Genomic DNA, 21725 nt, shown 5'->3' with positions numbered 1-21725 from the left:
CGATGGCAGGCGCGGACTCCCGGCGCGAGGCTCTGGCACGGCTCCCCGTCGCGGAGGCCCTGCCCGCTCTGCACGCCGCTCTGGCCGGGAGCGGCACCGCGGTGCTGCACGCGCCGCCCGGCACGGGGAAGACCACGCTCGTGCCGCTGTCGCTGGCGGGGCTGCTGGACGGCTCTCCGGCACGGAGCGTGCTGGTGGCCGAGCCGCGGCGCATGGCGGCACGGTCGGCCGCACTGCGCATGGCGTGGCTGCTGGGCGAGGAGCCGGGCCGGCGGGTCGGGTTCACGGTCCGCGGACAGCGCGAGGTGAGCGGAGCCACCCGCGTCGAGGTGGTCACGACGGGTGTGCTCCTGCAGCGTCTCCAGCGGGATCCGGAGCTTCCGGGCGTGGACGTCGTGCTGATCGACGAGTGCCACGAGCGCCATCTGGACGCCGACGCCGCCGTGGCCTTCCTCGTCGACGTGCGGGCCGTGCTCCGTCCGGAGCTGCGGCTGCTCGTGGCGTCGGCGACGCAGGACAGCGAGGCGTGGGCCGGGCTGCTGGCAGCGCAGGAGGACGGCGCCGAGGCCCCGGTGGTGCACGGCGGCGGGGCCGGCCACCGTGTCGAGGTGCGCCACCGTCCGCCGCCGCGGGGCGTGCGTCCGCCGCACGGCATGCGGGTCGACCCCGCGCTGCTGCGGCACGTGGCGGCGACGGTGCGGGAGTCGCTGGAGAGCGTCCCGGAAGGGGACGTGCTGTGCTTCCTGCCGGGTGCCGGGGAGATCGGCCGGGTGGCGCGGCTGCTGGAGGAGGGGCAGGGCCTTCCTGCCGAGGTGCTCACTCTGCACGGCCGGGCGCCGGCCTCGACGCAGGACGCGGTGCTGCGGGGAAGGGCGCCCGGGGACGGCGGCCCGCGCCGGGTGATCCTCTCGACGTCGGTCGCGGAGTCGAGCCTGACCGTTCCGGGAGTACGGGCCGTCGTGGACTCCGGTCTCGCACGCGAGCCGCGTACCGACCACGCCCGTGGACTCGGTTCGCTCACGACCGTACGGGTCTCGCAGGCCGCGGCGTCCCAGCGGGCAGGCCGGGCCGGACGCGAGGCTCCCGGCGTCGTCTTCCGCTGCTGGTCCGAGGGTGAGGACGCGGCGCGGCCGCGCTGGCCGTCGCCGGAGATCGCCGTCGCGGACCTGACGGGCTTCGCGCTGCAGGCGGCGTGCTGGGGCGCCCCGGGGGCCGACGGGCTGGCGCTGCTCGACGCGCCGCCGCCCGGTGCGATGGCCGCTGCGGGCGGCGTGCTGGCCGCCGTCGGCGCCGTCGACGGGGCGGGGCAGCCCACGGAGCGGGGCCGGCGGATGGCGCGGATGGGCGTCCATCCCCGGCTGGCCAGGGCTCTGCTGGACGGTTCCGCCCTCGTCGGAGGCGAACTCGCCTCGGAGGTGGTGGCGCTGCTGAGCGAGGAGCCGCCGCGGGAGTACGGGGACGACGTGGCGGAGGCGCTGGGGGCGGCCCGCCGGGGACGGGACGCGTACGGCGCACGCTGGCGTGCGGAGGCTCGCAGGCTGCGCGCCGCCTGCGCGTCCGTCGGCGGAGCGCCCGCCGCGGAGGCCGCTCCGCGCCGCGGCGCCGATGGAGTCGGCCTGGTCGTCGCTCTCGCCCACCCGGAACGCGTGGCCGCCCACCGGGGCGACGGGGCGTATCTGATGGCCTCCGGAACCAGGGCGCGTCTCGCCGACGCGTCCGGACTGCGCGGTGCGCCCTGGCTTGCGGTGGCGACCGCCGACAGGCCGGCGGGGTCGGCCTCGGCCCGGGTGCGGCTGGCGGCCGTACTGGACGAGGAGACCGCGCGGGAAGCCGCGGCGGCGCTGCGGGCCGTGCGGCAGGAGGTGCGCTGGGACGAGGGCCGCGGCTGTGTCGTCACGCGGGAAGTCGTCTCGCTCGGGGCCGTGGAGGTCGAGGAGCGCGCGCTGAGCGCGCCGGGCAGCGACAGGGTGCGGGCGGCGGTGCTGGAGAGGCTGCGCGAGCAGGGCACGGGAGCGCTGAAGTGGACGCGGGAGGCCGAGTCACTGCGGCAGCGGATGGCCTTCCTCCACCGTGTACTGGGCGCGCCCTGGCCGTCGGTGTCCGACGACGCGCTGCTGGAGCGGGCCGACGAGTGGCTCGGCGGCGCCACTACCCGGGCGGAGTTCGCACGCATCGACGCCGGACGGGTGCTGGCGGGGCTGCTGCCCTGGGCGGCGGGCGACGCCGCCCGGCTGGAGGAGCTGGCGCCGGAGCGTGTGGAGGTGCCCTCCGGGTCGCGGGTGCGGATCGACTACTCGGGCGAACAGCCCGTGCTGGCGGCCAAGTTGCAGGAGCTCTTCGGGTGGCGGGAGGCGCCGCGCCTGGCAGGCGGGCGGGTTCCGCTGCTGGTGCACCTGCTCTCCCCCGCCGGGCGGCCGGCCGCGGTGACGGCGGACCTGGCCTCGTTCTGGCAGGACGGCTACCGGTCCGTCCGGGCCGAGCTGCGCGGCCGCTACCCCAAGCATCCCTGGCCCGAGGACCCCGCGGACGCGGAAGCGACACGGCACACCAACCGGCGGCTCCAGGGCCGGAGTTGATGCGCCGCGTACCGCCGGCCGGTTGTCCCGTCGGCGGGCGACCGCCCGACGGTGCCGTCAGTCGGTGACCGTCAGCTTGACGTCGAGGGACGGGCCGCCCGGGGTGGTGATGCGGAGGATGAACTTCCCCGTCGTGTCGTCGGTGTGGATGACCGGGAGACGGAACACGCCCTTCTCGGTCAGCCCGAGGAGACCGTCCGCCGTCGTACCGGTGACGGCGCGGTCGGGTGCACCGAGCAGGTTGAAGCGCGGGCCGCTCTCGAGGGGCTTCCCCTTCCCGCTGAGGAGGGTGGCGGTCATCGGTACGTTCGCCACGGCCTTGCCCTTGTAGGTGGCGCGAATCTCGCCCTGCTCGGCGAAGGGGGTGCCCTTGGCCGTGGTGAGGCTGCCTGCCGCGAAGGTGAGTGCGGTGGCCCGCGGTTCGACGGTGGCGGTGAACGAAGCGGAGCTGATCCCGCTGCCGGCGACGGTGGCGGTGACGGTGAACCGGCCTGCCGCGTCGCCCGCGTTGAGCGTGGGCGCGGTGGCTGTGCCGTCCGCCCGCGTCGCGACGGTCCCGTCGCCCTCGAACTCGGAGCCGGTCGCGTCGCCGGTGATCTCGAACTCCACGTCGACGCCCTCGACGGGCTTGCCCGCGTCGTCGAGGACCTTCACGCGCGGCGGCTCCGCGAAGTCCTGGCCCGTGCCCGCGGAGAGCCGGCCGTCGCCGACGCGCTCGAGAGCGGCCGGTGTGCTCGGGGTGGGGCTCGGCCGGTCGTCGCTGCCGCCTCCGCCGTCGCCGTCGTCGCCGTCACCCTTGCCGGGCTTGTCCTTGCCGGGCTTGCCCTTGCCGCCCTCGCCCTTCCCCTTCCCGTCGCCCTTCCCCTTGCCGGGACCGTCCGACTCCGCGCCGGCGCCCGGCGTCGTGGGGAGCGGGCCGTTGCCGTCGGGGATCGCGTGGGTGCCCTCGCGGTAGAACTCGTACCAGGCGAGGACGGTGCGCAGGTAGGCGCGGGAGTGGTTGTAGCTGAGGACCGCTCGGTCCAGGCCGGACTTGGACCCGAGGTCCTTGCCGCCCGCGCACAGGTACTGGCCGGCGGCCAGGGCCGAGTCGTAGATGTTGTCGGGGTCGTCGGTGCCGTCGCCGTTTCCGTCGGCGCCCCAGCGCGACCACGTCGAGGGTATGAACTGCATGGGGCCCACAGCCCGGTCGAACCGGGCGTCACCGTCGAAACGCCCTCCGTCGGTGTCCTCGATACGGGCGAAACCCGAACCGTTCAGCACGGGCCCGAGGATCGGCCGGAGGGTGGTGCCCTCCTTGTCGACGGCGCCTCCGCGCGCCTGGCCCGACTCGACCTTGCCGATGGCGGCGAGGAGCTCCCAGCGCAGACCGCAGCCCCGGTCCGTCGAGGCCAGTGCCCGCTCCGCCTTCTTGTACGCCGCGAGCACCGTCGCGGGTATGCCCGAGTGCGAGCCGACGACGTCGGGGTTGTCGTGCGACTTGGGCGGGGCGGGGGATTCCAGCGGAGGCAGTTCCGTGTGGTACGAGTCGTCGCCCGGGGTGAGGTCGGGACGGCTGCGCTCGCCGCGGTCCTTGCCCTCTTCGCCGCCGGCGTCGCCGAGTTGGGCTCCCGGGGCCTGCGAGGCGGTCAGCGCCGCCATGGCGGCCGCGGCGAGTGCCGTGCCGGCAACTCCCTTGCGCCACTTGCTCCTCGGGCCGCGCCGTGAGTCGTCCCCGGTCGTGTACGTGGCTGACGTGTTTGTGCCGCGGTAACGCGCCATGAGTCCAGAACCCGTCCTTCTCCCCTGCGGACGCCGACAAAGTGACCTTACGACAACTCGTGGCCTGCGTCTGCGGCTCCTGATACTCCGCCACCCCGCCGCGGACGCCGCTCGGTGGGCACTCCCCTGCCCGGCGTGGCCGAGGGCCTGGGGCGCTGCACGAAAGGGCGGAGGACCGGGCAGGCAGCCCGGCACGAACGGGATCGGCGGAGGCGATACCGGCACGGATGGCACCCGGAGCGGGACGGCTCGGGCGGACGGCGCGGACGGGAGGCACCGGCGCGCCCCTCCGTTCGGAGGGGGCACTCCGGCGGTGAACGGCGCCGCCCCGGGCGGCAGTCGACCGCGCCGGGGCGACGTACGGCTGCTCCGCACCGGACCGCACGGAGCGGCTGAGCGGGCGGGCCGGCTCGTCAGTGCGCTGCGGACTCCCAGTCGTCGCCCACGCCGACCGACACGTCCAACGGGGCCCGCAGGTGCACGGCGCCGGCCATCTCCCGGCGCACCAGCGCCTCCACGGCCTCCCGCTCGCCGGGGGCGATCTCCAGCACGATCTCGTCGTGCACTTGCAGGAGCATCCGGGAGGAGAGCTTCTCCTCGCGGAGCGCCTTGTCCACGCCGAGCATGGCGACCTTCACGATGTCCGCGGCGGTGCCCTGGATGGGGGCGTTGAGCGCCATCCGCTCCGCCATCTCGCGGCGCTGCCTGTTGTCGCTGGTCAGGTCCGGGAGATAGCGGCGGCGACCCATGATCGTCTCGGTGTAGCCGCAGGCGCGGGCCTCGTCGACGACCCTGTGGAGGTAGTCGCGCACGCCGCCGAAGCGCTCGAAGTAGTTGTCCATCAGCTTGCGCGCCTCGTCCGGCGTGATGTCCAGCTGCTGCGACAGGCCGAACGCGGACAGTCCGTACGCCAGGCCGTAGGACATCGCCTTGATCTTGCGGCGCATCTCCGCGTCGACCTTGTCCTCGGTGACGGCGAAGACCTGCGAGGCGACGGTGGTGTGCAGGTCCTCCCCTGAGGTGATGGCCTCGATGAGCTTCTCGTCGTCCGACAGGTGGGCCATCACCCGCAGTTCGATCTGGCTGTAGTCCGCGGTCATCAACGTCTCGAAGCCCTCGCCGACGCGGAAGGCGCGGCGGATGGCCCGCCCCTCGTCCGTACGGACCGGCACGTTCTGCAGGTTGGGCTCGGTGGAGGACAGCCGCCCCGTCGCGGCGACGGTCTGGCTGAAGCTGGTGTGGATGCGGCCGTCGGCGGCGATGGTCTTGATCAGGCCCTCGACGGTGGTGCGCAGCTTCTGCTGCTCGCGGTAGCGGAGCATCAGCACGGGCAGTTCGTGCTCGGTCTGCGCTGCGAGCCAGGCGAGCGCGTCGGCGTCCGTCGTCCAGCCCGTCTTGGTCTTCTTCGTCTTGGGCAGGGCCAGCTCCCCGAAGAGCACCTCCTGCAGCTGCTTGGGCGAGCCCAGGTTGAACTCGTGCCCCACCGACGCGTGCGCCTCCCGCACGGCCTGCTGCACGGCGTCGGCGAACTGCTGCTCCAGGCCCGTCAGCCACTCGCGGTCGGCGCAGATGCCGGCGCGTTCCATGCGGGCGAGCAGGGCGGAGGTGGGGAGTTCCAGCTTCCGCAGCAACTCGGCGGCGCCCACCTGCGCGAGCCTGTCCTCCAGGACCTCGCCCAGGTCGAGGATCGTGCGGGCCTTGACCATCAGGGACTGCGCCTCGGCCTGCTCGTCGGCGCCGAAGGCGAGCTGCCCGCCGCCGGCGTCCGCGGGACCCAGCTCGCGCCCCAGGTACTCCACGGACAGGGCGTCCATGGCGAAGGAGCGGCGGCCCGGCTTGTCGAGGTACGCGGCGAGCGCCGTGTCCATGGTGACGCCGTCGACGCTCCAGCCGTGCTCGGCGAAGACCCGCATGATCGCCTTCGCGTCGTGCACCGCCTTGGTGCGCGAGGCGTCGGCGCACCACTCGGCGAACGCCCGCTCGTCCGCCTCGTCCAGCTGGGCGGGGTCGAACCAGGCGGCGGGCCCGTCTGCGGCGGCGAGGGCGATCTCGCTGACGCTGCCGGTGCCCAGCTTCCACACGTCGACAGTGGCCAGGCCGAGGGTGCCGCCCGCGTGCTCCGCCAGCCACGGCGCCAGCTCGCCGCGCCCCAGCAGGGTGCCGTCGACCTCGATGCCGGCGTCGGGGACGACCTCCTCCTCCTTGGCGCCGGGGTCGACCGCGAACAGGCGCTCACGGAAGTTCAGGTGCCGGAACTCCAGGGCGTCCAGCAGGACGTTCAGGGTGTCGCGGTCGTAGGCGGCACGCTCCAGGTCGGCGGGGCGGCAGTCCAGCTCCACGTCGCGGCACAGTTCCGTGAGGTGGCGGTTGAGGGTGACCGATTCCAGGTGCTCGCGGAGCTTCTCGCCGACCTTTCCCTTCACCTCGTCCGCACGGCGCGCCAGTTCCGCGAACGAACCGAACTGGCTGATCCACTTCGTGGCCGTCTTCTCACCGACGCCGGGGATGCCGGGGAGGTTGTCGGACGGGTCCCCGCGCAGGGCCGCGAAGTCCGGGTACTGCGCGGGCGTCAGGCCGTACTTCTCCTGGACCTTCTCCGGGGTGAAGCGCGTCAGCTCCGAGACGCCCTTCGTGGGGTAGAGGACCGTGACGTCGTCGGTGACCAGCTGCAGGGCGTCCCGGTCGCCGGTGACGATGGAGACCTTGTAACCCTCCGCCGTCGCCTGTGTGGTCAGCGTCGCGATGACGTCGTCCGCCTCGAAGCCCTCCACGGCGAAGCGGGGCACCTTCATCGCGTCCAGCAGCTCGCCGATCAGCTCGACCTGGCCCTTGAACTCGTCCGGGGCCTTGGAGCGGTTCGCCTTGTACTCCGCGAACTCGGCCGAGCGCCACGTCTTGCGCGAGACGTCGAAGGCGACGGCGAAGTGCGTGGGCTCCTCGTCACGCAGGGTGTTCGACAGCATCGAGGTGAAGCCGTAGATCGCGTTCGTCGTCTGCCCCGTGGAGGTGGAGAAGTTCTCCACGGGCAGTGCGTAGAACGCGCGGTACGCGAGCGAATGCCCGTCCATCAGGAGCAGGCGCGGTGCAGTCTCTTTCGATGCCTTCTTAGCCACGTCCCCGATCCTCCCACGCCCCACCGACAACCCCTGTCCGCACGCACGCCCACGGCTGGTCAGCGCACCACGTGGCACCATCGTGCTATGCGAAAGCCCCCTTCCGGCGACCCCGTCCAGGACGCCCCCGACGTCTCCGCCCCGCTGGACTCCGCGGCCGGAACGGCCGCCGTGACGCAGTCGCTGCGCAGCGCACGGCAGCAGATGGGCGTGCGCAGGACCGCGCTGACGCTGCTGCGCGTCAACCAGAAGGACGGCTTCGACTGCCCGGGCTGCGCCTGGCCGGAGCCGGACAAGCGGCACACGGCGGAGTTCTGCGAGAACGGCGCGAAGGCCGTCGCCGAGGAGGCGACGCTGCGCCGCGTGACGCCCGACTTCTTCGCCGCGCACCCCGTGGCGGATCTCGCGAAGCGCTCCGGCTACTGGCTCGGTCAGCAGGGCCGGCTCACCCAGCCGATGTATCTGGCCGAAGGCGCCGACCGCTACGAACCGGTGCCGTGGGAGCGGGCCTTCGACATCGTCGCCGAGGAGCTGCGGCAGCTGCGCTCCCCCGACGAGGCCGTGTTCTACACCTCCGGGCGCACCAGCAACGAGGCGGCCTTCCTCTACCAGCTCTTCGCCCGCGAGTTCGGCACGAACAACCTGCCGGACTGCTCCAACATGTGCCACGAGTCCTCCGGCGAGGCGCTGACGGAGACCCTGGGCGTCGGCAAGGGCAGCGTCCTCCTGGAGGACCTCTACGAAGCCGACCTGATCGTCGTCGCCGGGCAGAACCCCGGCACGAACCATCCGCGGATGCTCTCCGCGCTCGAGAAGGCCAAGGCGGGCGGGGCGAGGATCATCACCGTCAACCCGCTGCCCGAGGCCGGGATGACGCGGTTCAAGAACCCGCAGACGGCCCGCGGCCTGGCGGGCGCCGGCACCGCGCTCACGGACCTGTTCCTGCAGATCCGGCTCGGCGGCGACCAGGCGCTCTTCCGCATGCTCAGCCGCCTGATCATCGAGCGGGAGGGCGCCGTCGACGAAGAGTTCGTCCGTGAACACACCCACGGATTCGAGGAGTTCGCCGCGGTGGCCCGCACCGCCGGCTGGGAGCCGACGCTGCGGGCCACCGGCCTGGAGCGCGAGGAGATCGAGGAGGCCCTGCGGATGGTGCTGGCCTCCCGGCGCACCGTCGTGTGCTGGGCGATGGGCCTCACCCAGCACAAGCACTCCGTGGCCACGATCCGCGAGGTCGTCAACTTCCTGCTGCTGCGCGGCAACGTGGGACGCCGGGGTGCGGGAGTGTGCCCGGTCCGCGGCCACAGCAACGTGCAGGGCGACCGCACCATGGGCATCTCCGAGCGTCCGGCGCCGGCCTTCCTCGACGCCCTGGAGCGGGAGTTCGGCATCACCGCCCCCCGCGAGCACGGCCTGGACGTCGTACGTTCGATCCGCGCCATGCGCGACGGCGAGGTGAAGGTCTTCTTCGCCATGGGCGGCAACTTCGTCTCCGCCTCCCCCGACACGGACGTCACCGAGGAGGCGATGCGCCGCGCGCGCCTGAGCGTGCACGTCTCCACGAAGCTGAACCGTTCGCACTGCGTCACGGGGGCCCGCGCGCTGATCCTGCCCACGCTGGGACGGACCGAGCGCGATCTCCAGGGCGGCGGCGAGCAGTTCGTGACCGTCGAGGACTCCATGGGCATGGTGCACGCCTCCCGCGGGCGCCTGGAGCCCGCGAGCCCCCACCTGCTGTCGGAGCCGGCGATCGTGGCCCGGCTCGCCAGACGCGTCCTCGGCGTGGACTCCCACACGCCCTGGGAGGACTTCGAGAAGGACTACGCGCTCGTACGGGACCGCATCGCCCGGGTGGTGCCCGGGTTCGAGGAGTTCAACGAGCGCGTCGCGCGGCCCGGCGGCTTCACCCTCCCCCACGCGCCCCGGGACGAGCGGCGCTTCCCCACCGCCACCGGCAAGGCCAACTTCACCGCCACCGGCGTCCACTGGCCCCAGGTCCCCGAAGGCCGGCTGCTGCTGCAGACGCTGCGCTCGCACGACCAGTACAACACCACGGTCTACGGCCTGGACGACCGCTACCGGGGCATCAGGAACGGCCGCCGCGTCGTGCTCCTCAACCCCGAGGACGCCCGCGGACTCGGCCTCGACGACGGCTCGTACGCCGACCTGACGAGCGAGTGGAGCGACGGCACCGAACGCACGGCCCGCGGCTTCCGCGTCGTGCACTACCCCGTCGCCCGCGGCTGCGCGGCGGCGTACTACCCGGAGACCAACGTGCTCGTGCCCCTCGACGCGACCGCCGACGGCAGCAACACTCCGGCGTCCAAGTCGGTGGTGATCCGCGTCACTTCGGCCTGAGCGGACGCTCAGGCAGCTGATAGGACGGTCCGGAAGAGTACGACGACACAGCAAGCGTGATCGGAGCCGCGGCCCATGGGCGAGCAGACCACGACCAAGTTCCCGCAGAAGATCCTCGACGAGTGGTCCGGCCTCGGCCTGGACCTGCCGAGCCTCTTCTCCGCGGGGCATCTCGGCGAGCGCATGGGCCTGCAGATCATCGAAGCGGCCCCGGAGAGGGTGACCGGCGTCCTGCCCGTCGAGGGCAACACCCAGCCCTACGGGCTGCTGCACGGCGGCGCGTCGGCGGTGCTCGCCGAAACCCTGGGCTCCGTCGGCGCCATGCTGCACGGCGGGCCCACCAAGCAGGCCGTCGGCGTGGACCTCAACTGCACCCACCACCGCGGCGTGCGCTCCGGCCTGGTCACCGGCACCGCCACTCCCGTGCACCAGGGGCGCTCCACCGCCACGTACGAGACCGTCGTGACCGACGAGGACGGCAGGCGCGTCTGCTCGGCCCGGCTGACCTGCCTGCTGCGGGAGCTGTGAACGCCCGGTCCTGACCCGGCGGGGCCCGGGCCGTACGGTCCCACCGGACGGCGCTCTGGCCGCACGGCCGGAGCGCCGCTAGTTTGCCGGGCATGGGGGCGGCACAACACCGGAACGAGGCCGAACCGGACGTACTGGCGTCCGGCCGGGAGGGGCCCGGCGTCCGCGAGCGGTGGGACGCCCTCCCCGCCCTCCTCCGCCGCGGCGTCCTCGGCTCCGCCGCCCTGGCCCTGCTCGCAGCGGGCGGCTACGCGGTGGCCGGGCAGCCCGGCCCGTCGGCCCCGACCCGCGCCGCGCCGCCCGCGGGCACCGAGACGCACGGCACCGGCGCCCCCCGGCACCCGCAGCACCCCGCGCAGGCCGCCCGCATCACCTTCCGGGGGCTCGAACTGGGCGACCGCCGACGGCGCACGTTCACCATCGAACTCCACGCCGCGGCGACCTCGCCGCTGAAGCTGACCCGCGTCAGCCAGAACTACGAGGGACTCCGCGTCGGCCTCTCCGCGCCCGGCCCGGTACGGGTCCGCCCCGGCGGTGCGAAGCACGTCAAGGTGACGGCGAGGATCACCAGCTGTGACCGGCTCCCCCTTCGCGCCCGGTCACCGTTCCTCGACGTGACACTGGGTAACGAGCTGGGCCCCTTCGAGCTGAGCGTGATCCCCGGTGAGCGCTACACCCGGGCGCTCACGCACGCATTCCGGACGCTGTGCGGGCCGTCGACGGCCGATTCCCTTCCCAACCCCTGACTCATCTGCTGCTTAGCACCGGCGAAACGTGTCCGCTGCACGACCGACACAGACGGGATCTTCCGGGAGAGGCCGCCACGGACACAGCACGGTCGGGCATCAATAACAAGAACGTCACACCTTGCCCTGCCCCTCTGCCCCCCGGGATCCGTCGGCCATAGAGTCACCGCCAGTCACCGCGCCGCCGGGCGTGAACTTTGCGAGCCCTGAACCGCCGTTCCGTACAGGGTGCCCGGCGCGCGACACGGCCCTTCATCTCCGAAGGCCCGCCAGGGGAAAGGACTGATCGTGCGCCACCGTTCCTTGCTCATACTCACCACCGCGGTCGCGGCTGGATCCCTCACGCTCACCGCGTGCGGTTCCCGCGGGGACAACAGCGGAGGCGGCAGCAGTGGAGACTCCAAGACCCTGACCATCGGTCTCGACGCCCCGCTCACCGGTGACCTGTCCGCGCTCGGCCAGGGCATCAAGAACTCCGCCGACCTCGCCGTCAAGACCGCCAACAAGAAGAAGACCGTCGAGGGCGTCACCTTCAAGCTGGAGGCGCTCGACGACGCCGGGCAGCCCGCCTCCGGCCAGACGAACGCCACCAAGCTCGTCGCCGACCAGAAGGTCGTCGGAGCCGTCGGCCCGCTGAACTCCAACGTCGGCCAGTCCATGCAGAAGGTCTTCGACAAGGCCGGCATGGTCGAGGTCTCGCCCGCCAACACGGCGCCCGAGCTCACCCAGGGCACCGCCTGGCGCAGCGGCAAGAAGGAACGCCCCTTCAAGACGTACTTCCGCACCTCCACCACGGACGCCATCCAGGGCCCGTACGCGGCGCAGTACATGTACAACGAGAAGAAGCTCAAGAAGGTCTACGTCATCGACGACAAGAAGACCTACGGCAAGGGCCTCGCCGCGACCTTCCGCGACGAGTTCGAGAAGCTGGGCGGCAAGGTGGTCGGCACCGACCACGTCGACCCCAAGGAGAAGGACTTCAACGCGGTGGCCAACAAGGTCGCCAAGGCGAAGCCCGACTTCGTCTACTACGGCGGCGAGTACCCGGCCGGAGCGCCCCTCGCCGACCAGGCCAAGAAGGCCGGACTCAAGGGCCCCGTCGTCGGCGGCGACGCCCTCTTCAGCGCCGAGTACGTGAAGCTGGCGAAGAAGAACTCCGAAGGCGACATCGCCTCCTCCGTGGGTGCGCCTCTGGAGACCCTCGACAGCGCCAAGACCTTCATGAAGGCCTACAAGGCAGCCGGCTACAAGCTGCCCTACGAGGCGTACGGCGGCTACGCCTACGACGCCACCTGGGCCATCATCCAGGCCGTCAAGGCCGTCGCCGAGAAGAACGACGGCAAGCTGCCCGAGGACATGAACGAGACCCGCGAGCAGGTGGCCGAGGCCATGCAGGACGTCAAGTTCGACGGCGTCAGCGGCGCGGTCGGCTTCGACGAGTACGGCGACACCACCAACAAGCAGCTCTCGCTGTACGAGGTCAAGGACGGCGAGCACAAGCCCGTCAAGACCGGCACGTTCAAAGACTGAACCGGGCAACCCCGCCCTGTTCCTTCCGCCCATCACGCCGAGCGGGGGCGCACACAGCGCCCCCGCTCGGCCTGCATCCAGACACCACTCGGAGGCCCCGCGGTGAACGACCTGCCGCAGCAACTGGCCAGTGGACTCATCCTCGGCGCGATGTACGGCCTCATCGCGATCGGCTACACGATGGTCTACGGCATAGTTCAGCTCATCAACTTCGCCCACGGCGAGATCGTCATGTTCGGGGCCTTCGGCGGCCTCACCGCATGGCTGATGCTCCCCAAGGGCACATCCCTCATGCTCGCCCTGCCGCTGATGCTCGTCCTGGCTGTCGGCGTCTCCGTGCTCGTGGGCATCGGAGCGGAGCGCTTCGCCTACCGGCCCCTGCGCAACGCACCGCGACTCGCGCCGCTCATCACGGCCATCGGCCTCTCCATCATGCTGCAGCAGCTGATCTGGAGCTTCTACCCCGACGCCAAGAAGGCCCGCACCTTCCCGCAGTTCAGCGGCGAGAGCGTCCACCTCCTGGGCGCCAACGTCCAGCGCGGAGAGCTCTTCCTCCTCATCGCCGCACCCGTCTGCATGATCGCCCTCGGCTTCTTCGTCGCGAAGACCCGCACCGGCCGCGCCATGCAGGCCACCTCGCAGGACCCCGACACCGCCAAGCTGATGGGCATCAACACCGACCGCATCATCGTCACCGCGTTCGCCATCGGCGCCGCGTTCGGCGGTGTCGCAGCGATCGCCTACGGCCTCAAGTACGGCCAGATCGACTTCAAGATCGGCTTCATCCTCGGTCTCAAGGCATTCACCGCGGCCGTCCTCGGCGGCATCGGCAACATCTACGGCGCCATGGTCGGCGGACTCGTCCTCGGACTCGCCGAGTCACTCGCCACGGCGTACATCGAACTCATCCCCGGCATGGAACTCTTCGGCGGCGGTGCCTGGAAGAACGTATGGGCATTCGTCCTGCTGATCCTGGTACTGCTCGTACGACCGCAGGGCCTGCTCGGCGAACGCATCGCGGACAGGGCGTGATAGCGATGGCAACGACGAACTCCAACGTGGACACCACCACCGCACCCGCCGCACCGGCAGGACCCCACGACGCCACCGGCGCCCCCGGCACCCTCCCGCTGCCGCACAAGACCGCCCGGCTCCTCACGCTCACAGGCGCCGTCACCACCTTCGCGAGCACCATGCTCGCCTGGACGTGGACCGCCGAATTCCCGGGCGACCTCACCTACTACGGCTCACCCGTAGACCTCCAGACGCTCACCCTCGTCGGCTCGCTGCTGACCATCGCCCTGCTGCTCTCCGGCAGCGGCGTACGCGGACTCCGCTGGCTCACCCCCGGCGGCAGGACCGCCCCCGTCGTCCTCGCCTCGCTCGGCACACTCGGCGTCGCATGGTTCAGCGCGGGAGCCATCGCCGTCGTCCTCGGCGGACTGGTCAACTTCGAAGCCGGCATGTGGGTCGCCGTCGCCGGCAGCCTCCTCGCCGTCGTCGGCGCACTCGGCCTCAAGGCCGACGAGCCCTTCGACCCCTCCGACCCCACGCTGCGGAACCCCGGCGCCTGGCGGCGGTTCCGCCACTCCCTCAAGGCCGCCGCCCCCGCCCCCGGCAAGGAACTCCCCGGCTGGGCCGAGCTGCTGATCATCGCCGTCACCTTCGGCATCGGGCTGTACGTCTTCACGTACGGCATCGACACCCCCTACGGCGAACTGTTCATCGGCTTCCTCATCCTCGTCGGATTCGGCGCCACCGCACTCGGCCGGGCCGGCCTCAACCAGCGGCTGGGCAAGCTCACCGCCAAGCACCGCAACGTCACCTTCACCGCGGCGTTCGTGGCGGCGGCGTGCTTCCCCTTCACCCAGAGCAGCGACCAGTACACCTCCGTCGCCGCCAACATCCTCATCTTCGCCACCGTGGCCCTCGGCCTGAACGTCGTCGTCGGCCTCGCCGGCCTCCTCGACCTCGGATACGTCGCGTTCCTCGGCGTCGGCGCCTACGCCGCGGCACTCGTCTCCGGCTCCGAAACCTCCGTACTCGGCGTCCACTTCCCCTTCTGGGCCGCCGTCCTCACCGGAGCGGGCGCCTCGCTCGTCTTCGGCGTCGTCATCGGCGCCCCGACGCTCCGCCTCCACGGCGACTACCTCGCCATCGTCACCCTCGGCTTCGGCGAGATCTTCCGCATCGGCATGGAGAACCTCGACGGCTCCTCCGGGCCGTCCGTCACCAACGGCGCCAACGGCATCGCCAACATCCCCGACCTGGTGATCTTCGGATTCAACCTCGGCGAGGACCACACCATCGCGGGATTCGAGCTGGGCCCCTTCGCCAACTACTACCTGCTGATGCTGCTCTTCACGATCATCATCGTGACGATCTTCCGCCGCGCCGACCGCTCCCGCATCGGCCGCGCCTGGGTCGCCGTCCGCGAGGACGAGACCGCGGCACGCGCCATGGGCATCAACGGCTTCCGCGTGAAGCTCATCGCCTTCGCCCTCGGCGCCACGCTCGCCGGCATGGCAGGCACCGTCCAGGCCCACGTCACCTCGTCCGTGACACCCGAGCAGTACCAGTTCGTCGAAGTCGTACCGCCCAACTCCGCCTTCCTGCTCGCCGCGGTCATCCTCGGCGGCATGGGCACCGTGTCCGGGCCGCTCATCGGCGCCTCGCTGCTCTACCTCATCCCGGCCAAGCTGCAGTTCATCGGCGAATACCAGCTGCTGCTGTTCGGCCTCGCACTGATCCTGCTCATGCGCTTCCGCCCCGAAGGCCTCCTCGCGGACCGCCGCAAGAAGCTCGAATTCAAGGAAACCGGCCAGCTCGACGTACCCACCGGCGGCCCCGGCCTCAGCAAGACGGAGGCATGACACAGATGACCACCACGACAGCCACCAGCGCCGCGCCGTCCGGCCAGTCAGGACGGCAGCCCGTACTGCGCGCCTCCGGAGTGACCAAACGCTTCGGCGGCCTCACCGCCGTGCGCAACGTCGACCTCACCGTCGACAGCGGCGAGATCGTCGGCCTCATCGGCCCCAACGGCGCGGGCAAGACCACCTTCTTCAACTGCCTCACCGGGCTCTACGTGCCCACCGAGGGCGAAGTCGCCTACAAGGGCAAGGTGCTCCCGCACCGCTCCCACCTGGTCACCCAGGCAGGAATCGCCCGCACCTTCCAGAACATCAGGCTCTTCGCCAACATGACGGTCCTCGAGAACGTCCTCGTCGGCCGCCACACCCGCACCAAGGAAGGCCTCTTCTCCGCGCTGCTGCGCGGACCCGGCTTCCGCAAGGCGGAGCGCAGCTCCGAGGAACGCGCCATGGAACTCCTCGAGTTCACCGGACTCGCGGACAAGCGCGACCACCTCGCACGCAACCTCCCCTACGGCGAGCAGCGCAAGCTGGAGATCGCACGCGCACTCGCCAGCGAACCCGGCCTGCTGCTGCTCGACGAACCCACCGCCGGCATGACCGCCGGAGAGACCAGCGCCACCCGCGAACTCGTCCTCGCCGTACGGGAGAAGGGCACCGCCGTCCTCGTCATCGAGCACGACATGCGCTTCATCTTCAACCTCTGCGACCGGGTCGCCGTACTCGTCCAGGGCGAGAAACTCGTCGAAGGCTCACCCGAGCTGGTGCAGGCCGACGAACGCGTCGTCGCCGCATACCTCGGCACCCCCTTCGAAGGGGAGCCCGGCGAAGCCGAAGCCGCGGAAGTACGCGAAGCAGAGACACGCGGCAGCGACGAGACCCACAAGGGAGGGCGGGCCTGATGCCACTGCTCGAAGTCGAAGACCTCCGCGTCGCCTACGGCAAGATCGAAGCCGTCAAGGGCATCTCCTTCACCGTCGAAGCCGGTCAGGTCGTGACCCTCATCGGCACCAACGGCGCGGGCAAGACCACCACGCTGCGCACCCTCTCCGGGCTGCTCAAGCCGCTCGCCGGGAAGATCACCTTCAACGGCGAGGTGATCAACGACATCGGTGCGCACAAGATCGTCGCCAAGGGGATCGCACACTCCCCCGAGGGCCGGCGCATCTTCCCCCGCCTGACCATCACCGAGAACCTCCAGCTCGGCGCGTTCCTCCGCAAGGACGCCGCGGGCATCCAGGAGGACATCGAGCGGGCCTACACCCTCTTCCCCATCCTCGGAGAACGCCGCGGCCAGGCCGCCGGCACCCTCTCCGGCGGGGAACAGCAGATGCTCGCCATGGGACGGGCGCTGATGTCGCGCCCCAAGCTCCTCATGCTGGACGAGCCCTCCATGGGCCTCTCCCCGATCATGATGCAGAAGATCATGGAGACCATCACGGAGCTCAAGGCGCAGGGCACGACGATCCTGCTCGTCGAGCAGAACGCACAGGCCGCCCTCTCCCTCGCCGACCACGGTCACGTCATGGAGATCGGCACCATCGCCCTCTCGGGCACCGGCCAGGAACTCATGCACGACGAGTCCGTACGCAAGGCCTATCTCGGCGAGGACTGACACTCCCGCCACGCCGCCCGGACCCCCGGGCACCGCACCGCACCGCACACGAGCGGGCCCACCCTGAATGCTCAGGGCGGGCCCGCTCGCGCAGCTGCCGCCGCTACCCGTTCTGCTGCTTCCGCTCCTCCGCGTCCGCGATGACGGCCTCGGCGACCTGCCGCATCGACAGCCGCCTGTCCATCGACGTCTTCTGTATCCAGCGGAACGCGGCAGGCTCCGTCAGCCCGTACTGCGTCTGCAGCGCGCTCTTCGCCCGGTCCACGAGCTTCCGCGTCTCCAGCCGCTGCGAGAGGTCCGCGACCTCCTCCTCCAGCGCCCGCAGCTGCGTGAACCGCGACACCGCCATCTCGATGGCCGGCACCACGTCGCTCTTGCTGAACGGCTTCACCAGATACGCCATCGCGCCCGCGTCCCGGGCCCGCTCCACCAGCTCGCGCTGCGAGAACGCCGTCAGCATCAGCACCGGCGCGATGCTCTCCTCCGCCACCTTCTCCGCGGCGGAGATGCCGTCCAGGACGGGCATCTTCACGTCGAAGATGCACAGGTCCGGGCGGTGCTCACGCGTGAGGTCGACCGCGGTCTGCCCGTCCCCCGCCTCACCGACGACGGTGTAGCCCTCCTCCTCCAGCATCTCCTTGAGATCCATGCGGATCAGGGCCTCGTCCTCGGCGATGACCACGCGCGTGGTGGACGGGGGCACGTGGGCGCTGTCGGCGCCGGCGCCGGGCTCGGGGCCGGAGTTGTCGGAATTGTTGGGCTCGGGGACGTCCGCGGTGCTCACTGGGCTCCTCGTTTCCACACAGGCAGGAGATTCGAGGGTATCGAGTACTGAGGGCCAGCCGTCAGCCGGTACACTTACGGAGCCGATATAGCCGGGTTGGCGGAACAGGCAGACGCTGATGTCTCAAACACATCTGTCCGAGAGGACGTGCGGGTTCGAGTCCCGCACCCGGCACCTTCAACACCCTTTCGAGTGACCGATCGCTTGTTCCCGTCCCCCGGGCGGCGGCGCATCTTCACTCTGTGCACATGGAACAGTACAGGCCGTCGCTCAGAGGTGAAGCTCTGACCCTCCTTGCGCAGGGCGTCCCCAACCACCGCGTGGCGGCGAGTCTGGGCGTACCGCCCGGCACTGTCGGATGGTGGCTGCACCTGGAACGCAGGGCGCGTGGCATCACCGTCGTCGAGCGGCCGCACAACTGCCCTCGCTGCCGGAAACTGCCGATCGACCACCGAGCGTATGCCTACCTTCTCGGCCTCTACCTCGGAGACGGCCACATCACTGCAAAGGGCAAGCAGAACCATTTGTCGATCTACTGCTGCGACGGTTGGCCGGGGCTCATCGCCGACGCGGAGAACGCGATGCGAAAGGTGCTTACGGGGGCGGGCATAGGCCGCCACGCCAAGACCGGCTGTACGGAGGTCAAGTCGTACAGCAAGCACTGGAAGTGCCTATTCCCACAACACGGCCCCGGCCGGAAGCATGAACGGCGCATCGTCCTCGCTGACTGGCAGCGGGAAATCGTTGCCGACCGTCCATGGGGACTCGTCCGAGGACTGATCCACTCCGACGGCTGCCGCTTCACCAACTGGACTACCCGGAGGGTCGGCGGGAAGCGCAAGCGATACGAATATCCCCGGTACTACTTCACCAACAAGTCCGACGACATCAGAAAGATCTTCACTGACACGCTGGACCGGCTCGGAGTCGAGTGGACGACTCTCGCGCGTGGCAGCGACCCGTACAGCGTCTCCGTCGCCCGCCGCGCCTCCGTCGCCCTCATGGACGAGCACGTCGGCCCCAAGTACTGACCGGGGGCGGCGGATTACCCCGGTGCGCCCCGCGCAGGCGTGCGGCAGCATGACCCGCATGTCCGTACTGACGCGCGCCGAGGCGCAGAAGCGAGCCCTGACCGTCGACGTCGAGCGCTACCTCGTCGACCTGGATCTGACGTGTGGCGACGAGGTGTTCGGCTCGACGACGACCGTGCGGTTCTCCGTCCGCGAAGGTGCCGCGGAGGGCGCCGGCGGTGTCGGGACGTTCGCCGAGCTGCGTCCGCAGACGCTGCTGCGTGCGGAGTTGGACGGGACGGCGCTGGATCCCGGCGCGGACTTCGCGGACGGTCGCCTGCGGCTGCGGGGTCTTGCGGAGGGGCCGCACGAGCTGCGTGTCGAGGCGCGTATGCCGTATTCGCGGGTCGGCGAGGGCATGCACCGGTTCACGGACCCGGCGGACGGGCGGGTGTATCTGTACTCGATGTGCTTCCTCTCGAACGCCCCGCAGGTGTTCGCGTGTTTCGACCAGCCGGATCTGAAGGCGGTCTTCGAGGTGTCCGTGACGGCGCCGGACGAGTGGACGGTGCTGGGCAACGGGGTGGCGCGCAAGACGGGGGCCGGTCGGTGGGAGTGCGCCGCGACGCCGCCGCTGAGCACGTATCTGGTGGCGGTGGCCGCCGGGCCGTACCACTCGGTGCGTACCGAGCATGCGGGGCTGCCGTTCGGGCTGCATGTGCGCCGGTCCCTCGGTGAGTTCCTGGACGCGGACGCGGAGGAGCTGCTGGACGTCACCCGGCGCTGCTTCGACCGGTACCACGAGATCTTCGACGAGCCGTATCCGTTCGACTCCTACGACCAGGCGTTCGTGCCGGAGTTCAACGCCGGTGCGATGGAGAATCCGGGGCTGGTGACGCTGCGGGACGAGTACGTGTTCCGTTCGGCGGTGACCGGGTCGGAGCGCAGTTCGCGCGGGGTGACGGTGGCTCACGAGATGGCGCACATGTGGTTCGGGGACCTGGTGACGCTGCGCTGGTGGGACGACATCTGGCTGAACGAGTCGTTCGCGGAGTACGTGGGGTACCGGGTGCTCGACGAGGCGACGCGCTTCTCGGGCGTGTGGACGGATTTCGCGGTGGCGCGCAAGGGCTGGGGCTACGACGCGGATCAGCGTCCGTCGACCCATCCCGTCGCTCCTGATCCGGGTTCGGTTCCGGACACCGCGTCGGCGCTGCTGAACTTCGACGGCATCTCGTACGCGAAGGGTGCTTCCGCGTTGCGGCAGTTGGCCGCGTGGCTGGGCGACCGGGATTTCCTCGCGGGGATCAACAGGCATCTGTCGGCGCACCGTTTCGGCAACGCGACGCTGGCCGACTTCCTCGATTCGCTGGCCGGGGCGTCGGACCGCGATGTGCGGGGGTGGGCGGACCGCTGGTTGCGTACGACGGGGGTGGACACGCTGTCGCCGCGGGTGGTGGAGGACGGCGGCCGGTGGTCGCTGGCGCTGCGGCACGAGGGGGGCCGTCCGCACCGGGTCGGGGTGGGGCTCTACGACGTGGCGCCGGGCGGTGCGGGGCGGTTGGTGCCGCGTGAGCGGCCGGAGCGTGAAGTGGCGGCGGACGAGGCGGAGTCGGCGGTGGCGGAGGGGGCGGGACCGCGTCCCGCTCTGGTGCTGGCGAACGACGGGGACCTGACGTACGCGAAGGTGCGGCTGGACGAGGAGTCGTGGCAGGCGGCCCTGGGGGCTCTGTCGGGTCTGCCGGACGGGTTGTCGCGTGCGGTGGTGTGGACCGCGGCCCGGGACATGGTGCGCGACGGGGAGCTGGCTCCGGGTGAGTTCGTCGGGGCGGTGGGTGCGCACTGTCCGGCGGAGCGGGAAGTGGTGGTGCTGGAGAGCGTGCTGGAGTTCACGCGCGGGCAGGTCGCGGACCGTTTCGTCTCGGGTGCCGAGCGGCGTGCGGGGGTGCTGGCGACGCTGTCGGAGGTGTGCCGGGGTGTGCTCGCGGGCCTCGGCGGGGAGGCGCCGGGCGCCGCGCCGGATTCGGGTGAGCCGGGTGGGGACGGTGCGGGGCTGCGGCTGGCGGCCGCACGTCTGCTGATCGACTGTTCGTTTGACGCCGGGGAGTTGAGCGGCTGGTGGTCGGCGGGTTCGGTGCCGGGCGGGCAGGTGCTGGACGCGGAGCTGCGGTGGCGTGTGCTGCTGCGGCTGTCGGTGCTGGGCGCCGTGGGGCACGCGGAGATCGATGCGGCGCTGGAGGCCGATCCGGGTGCGAAGGGCCAGGAGGGTGCGGCTCGTTGCCGGGCGGCGCTGCCGGACGCCGCGTCGAAGGAGGCGGCGTGGGCTTCGATGTTCGGTTCGGACGGCTTGTCGAACTACATGTGGCGTGCGACTGCGGAGGGGTTCTGGCAGCCGGAGCAGCTGGGGCTGTTGGACGGGTACGTGGGGCGCTACTTCTCGGACGCGGTGGGGGTGGCGGCTCGTCGCGGGGGTCTCGGGGCGCAGATGGTGGGCCGGGCCGGTTTCCCGGGGGTGTTCGTCGAGGAGCGGGTGGTGCGGCTCGGCGAGGAGTGCCTGGAGGGGGACGGTGTGGTGCCGTCTCTGCGGCGGGCGATGGCGGATCAGCTGGACGATCTGCGGCGGGCGTTGCGGGTCCGGAGCAGGCACGAGGGGTGACGGGCGCGGGGATTACGGGCGCGAGGGATTACGGAGGGAAGGTGCGCGAGAGGCGGCCGGTAACCCCTTCGGGCGAATGAGGCTCGTATCGAGATCAACGCAGGCCGGACGCACGTAGGTTAGGCCCACCTCACCACGTCTCCCCGGTCCGGCGGGTGCTTTGTCGTGCCCCCGG

The 21725-nt window shown here is 71.2% G+C and carries 14 protein-coding genes and 1 tRNA gene; 12 read left to right on the top strand and 3 right to left on the bottom strand.

Annotated elements, in window-relative coordinates:
- The first annotated feature begins 2 nt into the window (after positions 1 to 2).
- Positions 3 to 2576 (top strand): ATP-dependent helicase HrpB, encoded by a 2574-nt coding sequence (hrpB, locus tag H181DRAFT_RS11515; RefSeq protein ID WP_045864238.1) that lies wholly within the window; start codon positions 3 to 5, stop codon positions 2574 to 2576.
- A gap of 57 nt (positions 2577 to 2633) precedes the next feature.
- Here the strand turns inward: hrpB and H181DRAFT_RS11510 are convergent, their stop codons facing one another.
- Both H181DRAFT_RS11510 and polA read right to left on the bottom strand, forming a co-directional pair.
- Complete coding sequence (locus H181DRAFT_RS11510) at positions 2634 to 4337, bottom strand: lytic transglycosylase domain-containing protein (RefSeq protein WP_045864237.1); 1704 nt, start codon at positions 4335 to 4337, stop codon at positions 2634 to 2636.
- Between the two features lie 413 nt (positions 4338 to 4750).
- The gene (gene polA / locus H181DRAFT_RS11505) at positions 4751 to 7405 is read right to left on the bottom strand and encodes a DNA polymerase I (RefSeq protein ID WP_254666806.1); all 2655 of its coding nucleotides are present in this window, start codon (positions 7403 to 7405) and stop codon (positions 4751 to 4753) included.
- 132 nt (positions 7406 to 7537) lie between these two features.
- On the opposite strand from polA, the gene H181DRAFT_RS11500 reads away from it, so the two are divergent.
- The 8 genes from H181DRAFT_RS11500 to H181DRAFT_RS11465 all read left to right on the top strand — a co-directional run bounded on the left by H181DRAFT_RS11500 (position 7538) and on the right by H181DRAFT_RS11465 (position 17100).
- Entirely contained in the window at positions 7538 to 9808 is a 2271-nt protein-coding gene (locus tag H181DRAFT_RS11500; protein ID WP_045864235.1) for an FdhF/YdeP family oxidoreductase, read from the top strand.
- A gap of 75 nt (positions 9809 to 9883) precedes the next feature.
- Entirely contained in the window at positions 9884 to 10336 is a 453-nt protein-coding gene (locus H181DRAFT_RS11495; protein WP_045864234.1) for a PaaI family thioesterase, read from the top strand.
- A gap of 92 nt (positions 10337 to 10428) precedes the next feature.
- Positions 10429 to 11082: a hypothetical protein gene (locus H181DRAFT_RS11490; protein WP_045864233.1), complete on the top strand. Its 654-nt coding sequence runs from the start codon at positions 10429 to 10431 to the stop codon at positions 11080 to 11082.
- Positions 11083 to 11370: 288 nt separating this feature from the next.
- Positions 11371 to 12612 carry a branched-chain amino acid ABC transporter substrate-binding protein gene (locus H181DRAFT_RS11485; RefSeq protein ID WP_045864232.1) on the top strand — a complete coding sequence of 414 codons (1242 nt, stop codon included), beginning with the start codon at positions 11371 to 11373 and terminating at the stop codon, positions 12610 to 12612.
- Positions 12613 to 12714: 102 nt separating this feature from the next.
- On the top strand, positions 12715 to 13644 hold the full coding sequence (locus H181DRAFT_RS11480; protein WP_045864231.1) for a branched-chain amino acid ABC transporter permease: 930 nt from the start codon (positions 12715 to 12717) through the stop codon (positions 13642 to 13644).
- Positions 13645 to 13649: 5 nt separating this feature from the next.
- The gene (locus H181DRAFT_RS11475; RefSeq protein WP_052708551.1) at positions 13650 to 15485 is read left to right on the top strand and encodes a branched-chain amino acid ABC transporter permease; all 1836 of its coding nucleotides are present in this window, start codon (positions 13650 to 13652) and stop codon (positions 15483 to 15485) included.
- Positions 15486 to 15490: 5 nt separating this feature from the next.
- Positions 15491 to 16387, top strand: a complete 897-nt coding sequence (locus H181DRAFT_RS11470; protein ID WP_045864230.1) for an ABC transporter ATP-binding protein — start codon at positions 15491 to 15493, stop codon at positions 16385 to 16387.
- Complete coding sequence (locus tag H181DRAFT_RS11465) at positions 16384 to 17100, top strand: ABC transporter ATP-binding protein (RefSeq protein ID WP_107068737.1); 717 nt, start codon at positions 16384 to 16386, stop codon at positions 17098 to 17100. The genes H181DRAFT_RS11470 and H181DRAFT_RS11465 overlap by 4 nt, the downstream gene beginning before the upstream one ends.
- A 103-nt stretch (positions 17101 to 17203) precedes the next feature.
- Here the strand turns inward: H181DRAFT_RS11465 and H181DRAFT_RS11460 are convergent, their stop codons facing one another.
- Complete coding sequence (locus tag H181DRAFT_RS11460; protein WP_107068745.1) at positions 17204 to 17803, bottom strand: ANTAR domain-containing response regulator; 600 nt, start codon at positions 17801 to 17803, stop codon at positions 17204 to 17206.
- Positions 17804 to 17974: 171 nt separating this feature from the next.
- On the opposite strand from H181DRAFT_RS11460, the gene H181DRAFT_RS11455 reads away from it, so the two are divergent.
- The 3 genes from H181DRAFT_RS11455 to pepN all read left to right on the top strand — a co-directional run bounded on the left by H181DRAFT_RS11455 (position 17975) and on the right by pepN (position 21550).
- Positions 17975 to 18058: transfer RNA gene (locus tag H181DRAFT_RS11455), tRNA-Leu, on the top strand.
- 74 nt (positions 18059 to 18132) lie between these two features.
- On the top strand, positions 18133 to 18915 hold the full coding sequence (locus H181DRAFT_RS11450) for a hypothetical protein (protein ID WP_045864227.1): 783 nt from the start codon (positions 18133 to 18135) through the stop codon (positions 18913 to 18915).
- Between the two features lie 58 nt (positions 18916 to 18973).
- Entirely contained in the window at positions 18974 to 21550 is a 2577-nt protein-coding gene (gene pepN / locus H181DRAFT_RS11445; RefSeq protein ID WP_045864422.1) for an aminopeptidase N, read from the top strand.
- Positions 21551 to 21725 lie beyond the last annotated feature (175 nt).

The sequence above is a fragment of the Streptomyces sp. WMMB 714 genome, from assembly GCF_900090125.1.
Lineage (GTDB): Bacteria > Actinomycetota > Actinomycetes > Streptomycetales > Streptomycetaceae > Streptomyces > Streptomyces daqingensis.
This window is presented reverse-complemented; position numbering and strand designations above follow the sequence as displayed.